This is a genomic window from Variovorax rhizosphaerae, assembly GCF_037889975.1.
GTDB classification, from domain to species: domain Bacteria; phylum Pseudomonadota; class Gammaproteobacteria; order Burkholderiales; family Burkholderiaceae_C; genus Variovorax; species Variovorax rhizosphaerae.
In genome coordinates this window covers 124,417-136,610 of sequence record NZ_JBBKZT010000006.1, presented here as the reverse complement: position 1 = coordinate 136,610, position 12,194 = coordinate 124,417, and the positions used below count along the sequence as shown (strand labels likewise).

At 65.2% G+C, this 12,194-nt stretch carries 14 protein-coding genes; 7 read left to right on the top strand and 7 right to left on the bottom strand.

What is annotated here, in order from left to right; genetic code table 11:
* The first annotated feature begins 317 nt into the window (after positions 1–317).
* Complete coding sequence (locus WKW82_RS14305) at positions 318–533, top strand: hypothetical protein (protein WP_340342966.1); 216 nt, start codon at positions 318–320, stop codon at positions 531–533.
* The gene (locus WKW82_RS14300; RefSeq protein WP_340342965.1) at positions 526–1,293 is read left to right on the top strand and encodes a hypothetical protein; all 768 of its coding nucleotides are present in this window, start codon (positions 526–528) and stop codon (positions 1,291–1,293) included. Before WKW82_RS14305 ends, WKW82_RS14300 begins: the two co-directional genes overlap by 8 nt.
* A gap of 1 nt (position 1,294) precedes the next feature.
* On the opposite strand, the gene WKW82_RS14295 is transcribed toward WKW82_RS14300, so the two are convergent.
* The 5 genes from WKW82_RS14295 to WKW82_RS14275 form a co-directional block, all read right to left on the bottom strand.
* Positions 1,295–1,897, bottom strand: a complete 603-nt coding sequence (locus WKW82_RS14295) for a fasciclin domain-containing protein (protein ID WP_422823476.1) — start codon at positions 1,895–1,897, stop codon at positions 1,295–1,297.
* Between the two features lie 279 nt (positions 1,898–2,176).
* Complete coding sequence (locus WKW82_RS14290; protein ID WP_340342964.1) at positions 2,177–2,560, bottom strand: type II toxin-antitoxin system VapC family toxin; 384 nt, start codon at positions 2,558–2,560, stop codon at positions 2,177–2,179.
* A 37-nt stretch (positions 2,561–2,597) separates the two neighbouring features.
* Positions 2,598–2,888 (bottom strand): type II toxin-antitoxin system Phd/YefM family antitoxin, encoded by a 291-nt coding sequence (locus WKW82_RS14285; protein ID WP_340342963.1) that lies wholly within the window; start codon positions 2,886–2,888, stop codon positions 2,598–2,600.
* 143 nt (positions 2,889–3,031) lie between these two features.
* The gene (locus WKW82_RS14280; RefSeq protein WP_340342962.1) at positions 3,032–5,206 is read right to left on the bottom strand and encodes a malate synthase G; all 2,175 of its coding nucleotides are present in this window, start codon (positions 5,204–5,206) and stop codon (positions 3,032–3,034) included.
* 132 nt (positions 5,207–5,338) lie between these two features.
* Positions 5,339–6,076, bottom strand: a complete 738-nt coding sequence (locus tag WKW82_RS14275; protein ID WP_340342961.1) for an IclR family transcriptional regulator — start codon at positions 6,074–6,076, stop codon at positions 5,339–5,341.
* Positions 6,077–6,173: 97 nt separating this feature from the next.
* Here WKW82_RS14275 and WKW82_RS14270 point away from each other — a divergent pair, with 97 nt between their 5' ends.
* The 4 genes from WKW82_RS14270 (at position 6,174) to WKW82_RS14255 (ending at position 9,288) form a co-directional block, all read left to right on the top strand.
* Positions 6,174–7,112: a hydroxymethylglutaryl-CoA lyase gene (locus tag WKW82_RS14270; RefSeq protein ID WP_340342960.1), complete on the top strand. Its 939-nt coding sequence runs from the start codon at positions 6,174–6,176 to the stop codon at positions 7,110–7,112.
* Positions 7,105–8,298, top strand: a complete 1,194-nt coding sequence (locus tag WKW82_RS14265; protein WP_340342959.1) for a CaiB/BaiF CoA transferase family protein — start codon at positions 7,105–7,107, stop codon at positions 8,296–8,298. Before WKW82_RS14270 ends, WKW82_RS14265 begins: the two co-directional genes overlap by 8 nt.
* 59 nt (positions 8,299–8,357) lie before the next feature.
* Complete coding sequence (locus tag WKW82_RS14260) at positions 8,358–8,489, top strand: hypothetical protein (RefSeq protein WP_340342958.1); 132 nt, start codon at positions 8,358–8,360, stop codon at positions 8,487–8,489.
* Positions 8,490–8,640: 151 nt separating this feature from the next.
* Positions 8,641–9,288 carry a M48 family metalloprotease gene (locus WKW82_RS14255; RefSeq protein ID WP_340342957.1) on the top strand — a complete coding sequence of 216 codons (648 nt, stop codon included), beginning with the start codon at positions 8,641–8,643 and terminating at the stop codon, positions 9,286–9,288.
* A 250-nt stretch (positions 9,289–9,538) separates the two neighbouring features.
* Here WKW82_RS14255 and WKW82_RS14250 read toward each other — a convergent pair whose 3' ends face one another.
* Positions 9,539–10,453 carry a DMT family transporter gene (locus WKW82_RS14250; protein WP_340342956.1) on the bottom strand — a complete coding sequence of 305 codons (915 nt, stop codon included), beginning with the start codon at positions 10,451–10,453 and terminating at the stop codon, positions 9,539–9,541.
* 50 nt (positions 10,454–10,503) lie between these two features.
* Between WKW82_RS14250 and WKW82_RS14245 the strand changes: the two genes are divergently transcribed.
* Positions 10,504–11,070: a helix-turn-helix domain-containing protein gene (locus tag WKW82_RS14245; protein WP_340342955.1), complete on the top strand. Its 567-nt coding sequence runs from the start codon at positions 10,504–10,506 to the stop codon at positions 11,068–11,070.
* Here the strand turns inward: WKW82_RS14245 and WKW82_RS14240 are convergent.
* A complete protein-coding gene (locus tag WKW82_RS14240) occupies positions 11,067–11,972 on the bottom strand; it encodes a LysR family transcriptional regulator (protein ID WP_340342954.1) in 906 nt (301 codons plus the stop codon). The two genes, WKW82_RS14245 and WKW82_RS14240, sit on opposite strands and share 4 nt — an antisense overlap.
* Positions 11,973–12,194 lie beyond the last annotated feature (222 nt).

Below are 12,194 nucleotides of genomic sequence, written 5' to 3'. Positions count from 1 at the left end.
TTGCACAAGAGGCTCCTTGGGCCGCGTGCTGTGTTGCGCAGTGCGCTGTCTCCTGGCTGCCACATCGGGTTGCCACCCGCTTGCGCACTTCGCCATGCCTTTGCACAATCCGCGCTCGATTTCACAACTGCATTGCAGCCGGTGACCAGCAACCTCCCGGAAGCCCCAAGACCCACTCGAGTTTCATGAATCGTTCCATCGTTTTCTGATCCGCACACCACCGCCCTGGCTGGATGTGCATCGCATCGTCCAGCCGCGGCCGATAAAGCCCCGGCGCATTCCATTCCGCCGGGGTTTCTGTTTTTGGGAGTGTGCACATGAGTGCCCAACGCAAGGCGCGTGACGACGACAAACGTCTCGCCCATTTCTATTTCTCACTGCCGGCCACCAAGCCGCGCAACCCAGTGATTGCCGCCCTGGCGAAGCGCGCTACCGGCCAGAACGCAGGACGCCACCTGCGCACCCATCGGGCCGAGCGCCGCGCGCAGAAGGTCGCGCTGCAACGCATCGCACGGGAGATCTTCGATGCGTGAAGACATGTACAAGGTGATCGTCGAACGCCCGCGTCGGGGCGGTGGTGTCCAGGGCGATGGGCGTCAGTGGCGCGACAGCCGTGACCGTGGATCGCACCTCGGCATGAAGCGAGGCTACGCTTTTCGCAAGGGCCTGAACGAGAATCTCGCCCCGCTCAAGCGCTGGCTGCACAAGCAGGTAGACCGGCCATGGGACAAGGTGCATGCCGACCTCTGCGCCGGCATCGACAAGCGCAACACCGTGCAGGCCCACATCCATCAGCACATCGACGATTTCGTGACGCGCGACGCAGTGTGGGAGGACGGCGAGGTGCTGTTGCGCCAAAGGTGGGGCGGACCTCCGGTACCACGGCGCGAGGCACCCTGGATCGAGTTGTTCGTGCATCCTTTGACGGGCATCCTGCTTCGCAACAGGCATTCGGAGGTTGCGCGTGCTGCGTGGCGTGCGCAATGGCGCCGTCGCGCGCCATCGCCACCGCGCCGCATCGTGATCGACGACTGGACCCAGTGGCATTGCATCGATGGCGAATGGCATGAGCTGGGACTGGACCTGTTGCCGCCCGCTACCGACCGTTCGCCCACGCGCTGGGATGCGCTGCGCGAATGCCGGGTGATGCGCGACACCACCTGCCCGCCGGGAGTCTGGGACAGCGTGCAGCAGTTCGGCCGTGCCAACGTCTACGTGGCCAGCAAGCGCCGCGTGACTCGCTCGGAGATACGGCGGCGCTTTCCGAACGGCTTGCCGACGACCTCTGCGTAGATCAACCCGGCAGCAGCACCTTGTCGACGACGTGGATCACGCCGTTCGACTGGTAGACGTTGGCGATGCTCACCGTGGCGGTGCCGCCCTTGGCGTCGCTGACCATCACGTTGCGGCCGCTCATCGTCGCGGTGAGCGTGCCGCCACTGGCGGTCTTCAGCGTGGCCTTGCCGCCGCCCGCCGTGATGGCGCTCATCAGCGCGGGCCCATCCATCTTGCCCGGCACCACGTGATAGGTCAGCACCTTGGTCAGCGTCGGCTTGTTCTCGGGCTTGAGCAAGGTGTCGACGGTGCCGGAAGGCAGCGCGGCAAAGGCCTCGTTGGTCGGCGCGAACACGGTGAAGGGGCCGGAGCCCTTGAGCGTATCGACCAGGCCCGCGGCCTTGACGGCGGCGACCAGCGTGGTGTGGTCCTTCGAGTTGACGGCGTTGTCGACGATGTCTTTGGTCGGATACATCGCTGCACCGCCGACCATCGGATTCGCCATGGGCATCGACATGCTGCCGCTGCCGCCGTTCGACACGCTGTTGCCGCTCGATCCCATGCCCCCCGCGCATGCGCTGAGCAGGACCGAAACGCCGACGGCAATCATGAGTTTTTTCATTGCAAGCTCCTGGAAATCAATAGGTTTGAACAAGGCATCTGTGGAAACCGCCAACAGCGCGGGAGCGCGGTGCGCTTGGTTCAGATACGCGTTCAATGTCGCGGCGGATTCAACGGTTGCCACCGATCGCGATTGCGGTAGATCAACAGGTTGGATGAGGCAGCTCCGCGTAGGGCGAACCCGGCAAGCCGTGAGAGTTGGTCGCGGCCTTGCATGACGCATGACGCATGACGCATGACGCATGACGCATGACGCGACACGCACCAACGTCAACGCTTTCTACGCGTCAGCCGAGGTCCACCAGTTCGACAGACGCAAGCCGCTGACCCCCGCAAAGTCCTTCAGGTTGCGCGTGACCAGCGTCAAATCCTGCGAGATGGCAATCGAGGCGATCTGTCCGTCGACGAATGGCAGCGGCTTGCCGCTGCGATCGGCTTCCGCGCGGATTTCGGCGTGCACGCGGGGCGCGGCAGCGTCGCAGGGCAGGCCAGGAAGCGCAGCCACCACGTCTGTCAGATATCGCTCGATGGCATCTCGGCGCTGGCCCTGTGGCATTCGCAACCAACCAAATCGCAACTCGTGCCAGACGGGAGCAGCGATCGCGAGCTCGCCCGAGTGCCGACGCATTGCTGCCATGACAGCGGCGTTGGGCCGCGGACGCACGGCTCCTCTCACAGCACGATGCCGTCGAGCAGCCAGTTCACCATTTGAAGTCGCGTCCGGGTGTGGTGTCGCGCACGCCGGCAAACGGGTGCCTCCGCTCCTCGGCGCTTTGGGTGCCAGTCGATTCAAGATGCTGTTGACGCCAGTCGTCGAGCTTGTCGGCGAATCCCTGCGCAGACCGGGAGAGCCGACGGAGCTGCGCCACCGACATCAAGACGGCCGCCGGCGCACCGCGGCGCGAAATCAGGGCCGGTTCGTTGCCAGTCTCCACGCTGCGCAACGTCTTTGCCAGATTGGCGCGCGCTTGCGCAAAGGGAATGTGCTGCACGAGACCTCCTTGGCGTTCTATTCATCGATTGTCCATTTGGTGGCCGTGTTGCAGCAATCACCAATAAAAAACAGCGCCCTCGGGCGCCGTCATTCGTGAAGGTCAGGACTACTAAGCGATCACGCAGCGACCGCTCCAGTTGATCAAGCCTCGCCCTTCACCTTCAATCGCCATGCATGCAGCAGCGGCTCGGTATACCCGCTCGGCTGCTCGATGCCCTTGAACACCAGGTCCTGTGCAGCCTGGTAGGCAGCCGAGGTCTTGAAGTTGCCGGCCATGTTCTTGTAGAGCGCGTCGCCCGCGTTCTGCTTGTCGACCACCGCCGCCATGCGTTCGAAGGTCGCGTTGACCTGCTCCTTCGTCACGATGCCGTGCAGCAGCCAGTTGGCGATGTGCTGGCTCGAGATGCGCAGCGTCGCGCGGTCTTCCATCAGGCCGACGTTGTGGATGTCCGGCACCTTGGAGCAGCCGACGCCCTGGTCGATCCAGCGCACCACGTAGCCCAGGATGCCCTGCACGTTGTTGTCCAGCTCCTGCTGCTTCTCTTCGGCAGACCAGTTGGTGGTCGGCGACACGGGCACTTGCAGCAGGTCGTTGAGGATCGCGTCGCGTTGCGCGTCGGCGTCGATCTTCTCCAGTTCCTTCTGCACATCGGCCACGCTCACCTGGTGGTAGTGCAGCGCATGCAGCGTCGCGGCGGTGGGCGAGGGCACCCAGGCCGTGTTCGCGCCGGCCTTCGGATGGCCGATCTTGATCTTCAGCATGTCGGCCATCAGGTCGGGCATGGCCCACATGCCCTTGCCGATCTGCGCCTTGCCGCGCAGGCCGCAGCTGAGGCCGACCAGCACGTTGCTCTTCTCGTAGGCCGTGATCCACGGCGTGGTCTTCATGTCGCCCTTGCGCAGCATCGCACCGGCCTGCATGCCGGTGTGCATCTCGTCGCCGGTGCGGTCGAGGAAGCCGGTGTTGATGAAAGCCACGCGCGCCGAGGCGGCGGCGATGCAGGCCTTGAGGTTGACGCTGGTGCGGCGCTCCTCGTCCATGATGCCGAGCTTCACGGTATTGGCCGGCAGGCCCAGCAGTTGCTCGACGCGGCCGAACAGTTCGTTGGCGAAGGCGACTTCGGCCGGGCCGTGCATCTTCGGCTTGACGATGTAGATGCTGCCAGTGCGCGAGTTGCCCTTGCGCTTGAGGTCGATGGTGGCGATGGTCGTCGTGACTACGGCATCCAGGATGCCTTCCGGGATTTCCTTGCCAGCGGCGTAGAGGACGGCCGGGTTGGTCATCAGGTGGCCGACATTGCGCACGAACATCAGCGAGCGGCCGTGCAGCTTCAGGGGCTTGCCGTCGGCGCCGGTGTATTCGCGATCGGGGTTGAGGCCGCGCGTGAAGGTCTTGCCGCCCTTGGCGACTTCTTCCGTGAGCGTGCCGAGCTGGATGCCGAGCCAGTTGCTGTAGGCCACGACCTTGTCTTCTGCATCGACCACGGCCACCGAGTCTTCCAGGTCGAGGATGGTGGAGAGCGCGGCTTCCATCACCACGTCGCTGACGCCGGCCGGGTCGGTCTTGCCGATGGCGGTGTTGCGGTCGATCTGGATGTCGAGGTGGATGCCGTTGTGCTTGAGGAGCACCGACGATGGCGCGGCGGCATCACCGGTGTAGCCGACGAACTGCGACGGCTCGGCGAGTGCCGTGCTGCTGCTGTGCAGGGCGATGACCAACTGGCCGTCCTTGACGCTGTAGCCGGCCGCGTCCTTGTGCGAGCCGTTGGCCAGCGGCGCGGCCTGGTCGAGCACTTCGCGTGCGAAAGCGATGACCTTGGCGCCGCGGATCGGGTTGTAGCCCTTGCCCTTGTCGGCGCCGTCGGTCTCGGGGATGGCGTCGGTGCCGTAGAGCGCGTCGTACAGCGAGCCCCAGCGTGCGTTGGCGGCGTTCAGCGCATAGCGGGCGTTGAGGATGGGCACCACCAGTTGCGGGCCGGCCTGCTGGGCGAGTTCGGCATCGACGTTGGAGGTGGTGGTCTGAACGTCCTTGGGCGAGGGCACCAGGTAGCCGATCTTCTCGAGGAAGGAGCGGTACGCGGGCATGTCCTTGATCTGGCCCGGGTTGGCCTTGTGCCACGCATCCATCTCGACCTGCAACCGGTCACGCTCGGCCAGCAGGGCGGCGTTCTTCGGCGCCAGGTCGGTCACGATCGCGTCGAAACCCTTCCAGAAGCTTGCGCTGTCCACGCCGGTGGCGGGCAGCACCTGCTGCTCGATGAATTGATGGAGTTCGGTCGCGACCTGCAGGCCGTGAACGTTGGTGCGTTCGGTCATATGGGAAACCTCGGGGGATGTATATGAAAGGGGTGGGTGCAAAACCCGTGGCGATACTGTATTGGATACCGAGGCAAAGATTGATCGCCGAAGAATCCTGTTATTTGTGACTGAAACGTGGGTAATCGGCGGTCACACGCGATCATTGAGTTGCTTTGCGGCCGTCAGCACTCGCGCAATGTAGGCCGGGTCGTAGCGGTGGGCGGGCATCGTCAGCGTCACGGCCGCGGCCAGTGCGCCGCGCGAATCGAACACCGGCGCGGAGATGCCCGCCACATCGGCCAGCCGGTCGCCCACGCTGCTGAAGTAGCCGTCCTTGCGGATCTGTGCGTAGAGCGCTTTCTCCTTGCCGGCGGGCGCGGGCGCTTGAGTATCGAAGGCGGTCAACACGCGGCCGCCGGTGCCTTGCGCCAGCGGCAGCACGTCGCCGGCCTTGATGTGGTCCCGGATGGGATGTGGCGAATCGACGCGGTAGAGGCACACGCGCACCGCATCAGCGCCGTGGCCCTGCTTGACGTGGTAGGCCGCGCTCTCGCCGGTGGTGGCGACCAGATCGCGCAGCACGGGCAGCACGATCTGGTCGAGGGAGAAGGCGGCGGCGTAGAGTCCATGCAGGCGGGCGATCTCCGCGCCGAGCGCGTAGCGCCCGTCGTCGAGCCTCCTGATGAGCGCCGCGTGTTCCAGCGAGGCCAGCAGGCGCAGCACGGTGCTCTTGTAGAGCTGCGTGCGCGCAGCAAAATCGCCGAGTGACAAGGCGTCGTCACCTGGCTGGAAAGCTGCGAGGAGGCTCAACGCACGATCGACCGCGGCGGCGCCGCCGGGTGCGGCGTTCAGGTCGGAGACAGATTCGGTCTGGGGCTTGCGTGGCATGGAGTCTCCTTGACAGTCTGGCGATTCGTCGATTCAATGCGTTTGACGGAATATAGTTCTATAAGATAGAACAATCAAGCCAAGGAGACAAGAAGAGATGACATCCCCCGATGTGCTGATCAGCGAGGTCGGCCCGCGCGACGGCCTGCAATCGGTCAAGGCCACGATGCCGACATTGCACAAGCTGCGCTGGATCGACGCGCTTTATGCAGCTGGCGTGCGCGAGATCGAAGTGGCCTCGTTCGTGCCGGCCAGGTTGCTGCCGCAGATGGCCGATGCCGCCGAGGTGGTGCGCCACGCGATCACCTTGCCCGGCCTGACCGTGATGGCGCTGGTGCCCAACCGGCGCGGCGCCGAGGCTGCGTTGGCGGCGGGTGTCCACAAGCTGACGATGCCGGTCTCCGCCAGCGCAGCGCATTCGCTCGCCAATGTACGCAAGACGCGCGAGGAAATGGTTGAAGAGGTGCGTGCCATCTCGGACCTGCGCCGTGCGATGGCCCCGCACGTCAAGTTGGAAGCCGGCATCTCGACCGCTTTCGGTTGCACGCTGCAAGGCGACGTGCCCGAGGATGAAGTCATCGCGCTGGCCGTGCAATGCGTCGCAGCAGGTGCGGACGAATCGGGACTCTCCGACACCGTCGGCTATGCGAATCCCGCGCAGGTCCGTCGCCTGTTCAAGCGCCTTCGCGCGGAACTCGGCGAGCACGCCGGCGCGGCCCATATGCACAACACGCGCGGACTCGGCCTGGCCAACTGCCTTGCCGCGTACGAAGAAGGCGTGCGCACATTCGATTCGTCGCTCGGCGGTCTCGGTGGCTGCCCCTACGCACCCGGCGCGTCCGGCAATGTCGTCACCGAGGACCTGGTCTTCATGTTCGAGGCGATGGGCGTTCGCACCGGCATCGCCCTCGACCGACTGATGGCAGCCCGCGCACCATTGATCGCCGGCCTGCCCGGAGAACCGGTCTACGGCATGACGCCCGAAGCCGGCGTGCCGAAGGGATTCAAGCAACAAGGAACAGCATCCAATGTCTGAAGCACAGAAACCCTTGCCCTACGCGGGCATCCGCGTCATCGAATTCACCCACATGGTCATGGGGCCGACCTGCGGCATGCTGCTGGGCGACCTGGGCGCGGAAGTCATCAAGGTCGAGCCGGTCGAAGGCGACAACACGCGCCGCCTGCTCGGCTCCGGGGCAGGATTCTTCCCGACCTTCAACCGCAACAAGAAGAGCATCGCGCTCGACCTCAAGCGGCCGGAAGGCGTCGAAGCCGCGCTGCGTCTGATCGCCACCGCCGACATCGTCAGCGAGAACTTCAAGCCCGGCACGATGAAGAAGCTGGGCCTGGACTACGACAGCCTGAAGAAGCTCAACCCGCGCCTCATCTACGTCAGCCACAAGGGCTTCCTGCCCGGCCCCTACGACCATCGCACAGCCCTGGATGAAGTCGTTCAGATGATGGGCGGCCTGGCCTACATGACCGGCCGCTCGGGCGACCCGCTACGCGCCGGCACCAGCGTCAACGACATCATGGGCGGCATGTTCGGCGCCATCGGTGCGATGGCCGCGTTGCGGCAACGAGACCTCACTGGCGAAGGCTGCGAAGTGCAGTCGGCGCTGTTCGAGAACAACATCTTCCTGGTCGCTCAGCACATGATGCAGTTCGCCGCCACCGGCAGGGCTGCCGACCCGATGCCCAGCCGCATCTCCGCCTGGGCGGTGTACGACGTCTTCACCGTGAAGGACGGCGAGCAGATCTTCCTCGCAGCGGTCAGCGACAAGCAGTGGACCATCTTCTGCAAGGCCTTCGGACTGGAGGAGATGCTGGCCGACCCGCGCCTCAAGACCAACAACGACCGCGTGAAAGCGCGCGACTGGCTGCTGCCGATCCTGCGCTCGCACCTCGCCGATCGCAGCGCCGCCGAACTCAGCGCCGTGTTCGAGCGGAACGAATTGCCCTTCGCGCCGATCAGCCGCCCGCAGGACCTCTTCGACGACCCGCACCTCAGCGCGACCGGGGGCCTCGCGCCGATTCGCATGAACGACGGCAGCATCTCGAAGGTGCCGCTGATGCCCTTCACGATCGGCGGCGAGCGGCCGGGCATCCGCCTGCAGCCGCCATTGATCGGCGAGCACACGAACGCGCTGCTCAAGGAGGTCGGCTACAGCGATTCCGACATTGAAGCCCTGAAATCACTGCACATCACAACCGGAGACTGAGCCCGCGGATCCGGCCCGATGAAGCACGAAGTTCTTGATTTCCATCCCGAGCAGGGGAGATGGAAAAGAAGGTCGAGATCCTGCAAGGCATCGCATGGTGGGACTGGCCCATCGAGAAGGTCACCCGGAAGCTCGCAGCCATCGTCTCGGGCGACGTTGCGGCCTTGCAAGCCGGTGCTCTCGAGGCGTGATGGCTGCAACGGCAGCATCCCTTTTTGCGACAGGTGAACGGCCGCGTTCACTTGCGAATACGACCTTCCTGGCCTAAAACCGCTCAGCCGCTGGCATGTTTGTTGCGGTGCAGCAAAAGGCGCCCGCGACAGGAGCGCTGCGGAGGTGCTCATGCGCTGGTTGCTGATGATGTGGATGGTTTTGGCCTGCGGCGCCGCCCGCTGCGAGGACACGCGCGCCACGCCGGAAATCGTCAGAGTGCTGCAGGTTTCGCAACAGAAGCAACTCGATGCGATGACATTGGCCGATGCCACGAGCCCGCGCGCCCTGGCAGTGCGCGAGTCCTTCGACAAGCTCGTGCATGGCCTGCGCAGTCCGGCACTCTCGAAAGTCGAACTGCGCGTGGTGCGTGGCGAGATCGTAGGCGAGACGCTGCAAGGCCGCATCGTGGTGGCCAATGTCGCCCTGGCTGACCTGCCGGAAGGCGAACGCATCTTCATCCTCGCGCATGAACTGGGACATGTAGTGCTCGACCATTGGGCGCAGGTGGGCCAGTTGTACGTGAAATGGGTGCCGGGCGCCGTCGTGCAGCACCAGACCGACGCCATCGCGGATCGGCTGGGCCGCGATGCATCGGCGCTGGCCTATCGGCAGGAATTCGAGGCCGACGCCTTTGCCCTGAGCACCTTGCGCGCCCTGGGCCTGTCGGACCAGCATGTGGTTGCAGCCTTCATGGACCTCGGCTGGCGCAGCGACACCGCGACGCACCCCGGCACGCGCAGGCGGCTCGCCGCATTGCGGGCGTTGGCGCGCAACTGAGGCATCGCGACAACTGGGCGATTCCGCTGCGCGTGGCGCTTCAACGCATCAGGTCGTACTTGCGGGTCCGAGATCGTTCCCGCGTGCGTGGGCATCGTCCCTGTCGAGTTTGAAATCCGCCGGCAGGCGACCCACGAACTCACGCAGCGCGGCGACGATGCCATCTTTCCCGGGCTCTTGCCTCAAGCCCGGTCCGCGTACGCTCAACTGCGCCTCATCTCCTCCGGAAGCTTTCATACGCTGGCCTGGATCAGGTCTTGACCGCACCGCCAGCCTTCCCGGGCCGCATCTCACTCACGATCACCCCGATGACGATGAAGGCACCGCCCAGCAGCGCCAGCGCCGGCAAGCGGTCCCCGGCCAGCCGGCCGACCAGGCCGGCCCAAACCGGTTCGCCCGCATAGATGACCGTCGCGCGGGTCGGGGACACGGACTTCTGGGCCCAGTTCATCGTGAGTTGGATGAGCGCGCTCGCCAGCCCCAGCCCCACGCCGCACGCGACCCAGACCCAGTTGAAGGCGGGCAGCGGCTCGCCCGCGACCGGCATCAACAGCAACGACACCACGCCTGCCACCAGCAGTTGCACCACGGTCACGCGCTGGCTGTCGACGCGCGTTGCGAAGTGCCCGATCAGGATGATCTCGGCGGCAATCGCGATCGTCCCGACCAGCGTCGCCATCTCGCCGCCGTGGAGCGAAATCTTCCCGGACTCCGGACCGGCCAGAAGCACCAGGCCGATGAACGCGCAGGCCACGCCAATCCAGCTCATGAAGTGAGGGGGGCGGCGCAGCACCAGCCACAACACCATCGGCACCATCGGCACGTACATCGCGGTGATGAAGGCGGACTTGCTGCTTGTGATGGTCTGCATGCCGTAGCTCTGCAGCGCGTAGCCCACGACGATGCTCACGCCGATGGCGGCGCCCGCGCCAAGCTCGAGCCGGGTGAGGCCCGCCATGCGTCGTCCGCAGAGCAACAAAGCGAACAGTCCGGCGACGACAAAGCGCAGGCCGACGAAGAAAAGCGGGCCCGCGTAACCCATGGCGATGTGGACCGTCAGGAAGGTCCCACCCCAGACGAAGGTGACCGCGATGAGCGCCAGTTCCTGGCGTGAGAGCGAAAAGACCGAGGTCGGCCGGGTCGCGGCGGCCGAGATGTTGTTCATGGGGGACTCCCTGACGTTATGCTGTGCGCAGTAAACTGCACATTCTATCCATGAGCAATATAGTGCGCAACCCCGAGCGCGACGATGTCCTGGCCCACGTCGCGTCCAATGTCCGCCGGCTTCGCCTGGCGGCCGGCCTGAGCCAGGCGACGCTGGCGCACGCAGCCGGACTGAGCCGGCGCATGCTGGTCAACCTCGAAGGCGGCGACACCAACATCAGCCTTTCCAGCCTCGATCGCCTTGCGATGGCGCTGGACGTCACCTTCGTCGAGATCGTGAGTGACCCCTTGAGCAAGCCCCAGCGGATCGAAGCCGTGGCCTGGCGCGGCGCACATCCCGGTAGTCATGCCACGCTGCTGGGCAGCGCGTCGGCGCGGCACGACGTGCAGTTGTGGCTCTGGTCGCTGGCGGCGGGCGAGCGCTATGACGCGGAACCCGATCCGGAAGGCTGGCAGGAAATGGTCTACGTGATCGAAGGCCGCTTGCAGATCACGCTGGAGGAGGGCGCCAGGACTGTCGGCGCCGGGGATTTCGCCATCTACAGCAGCGCGCAGCCCTATGCCTACCTGGCGATGGATGGCGCGGCCACGCGCTTCATTCGAAACGTGGTGAGCTAAGGAGCGAGTTCACCCTCCGCCGGCCACACGAGCTGCGCCACCGCCAGCAAGGCCTGCAAGGTCATCGAGTCCTCATTCGAGCGCAAGTACAGCAGCGACAAGGGGCAGGGCAACCGAACCCCCGGCCAGACCACCGCCTGTCCATTGCGCAGCGCCGGTGCCGCAATGCGCTCGCGCATGAGCCCCAACGCCACGCCGGTCTGGACCAGTTCGATCATCGAAGCCTCCTGGTCGGCCTCCACCACGGTGTGGCAGGCAAGACCTCGCTCGGCGAACATCTGGTCGACCAGCCCGTGCTGCGAGCTTCCGGCCGGCGTGGCCAGCCAGGGCATCGCCGCGAGGGCCGGCCAGTCCGCATCACGCAACTGAGCCTCCCAGGCCGCGGGCCCGACAACGACGTAGTGCTCCAGCGCCAGTTGACGCACGGCGATCTCCGGGTCCTTCAACGTGCCGAGGTAGAAGCACACGTCCACCTGCTTTTCCCGCAGCATCTGCACCACGCCGCCGGAGATGCCGTGGAGCAGCGACACATCCACATGGGGATAGAGTTCCAGCAGCGTCGAGAGCAAGGGGCCGAGCCGGATCGACTCGGGGTCGATGATCGTGCCCAGCTTCAACGCGCCGGACACTGTGCCCCGCATCGACTTGGCCAGCGCACTCAACTCCTGAGCCGATTCGACCGTCTTCGCCGCCAGCGGAAGCAGGCGCCGGCCCGCGCCGCTCAGCACCATGCCAGCAGGCGTTCGCGAAAAGAGCAGCACGCCCAGTTCGTCTTCCAGGCCCTTGATCTGCTTCGATAGCGCCGATTGGGTCAGGTGAAGTTGCTCGGAGGCCCGCACCAGTTGGCCCGTGCGTGCGACGGAAAGGAATGAGCGCAGTTGGTTGAGTTCCACGGGGCGCATTGTGACGCTCAGGGTTTGCCCCAGGTCATCGTGCCGGCAAATCGGACGGCCCGGCGGCGCTCCTGTCGGAAGCTCGGCAGCCGCCTCCGCAAGCTCCTCGACAAAACCCAATCGAATCAATCACTTGGCGCGCATTGCTGTCTCGTTTTGCCGTGGCACGTCGATTGCTGAGCATCCGGCAGTCGTCAATAAGCCGCCGACGCCACAACCATTCCCAGGAGA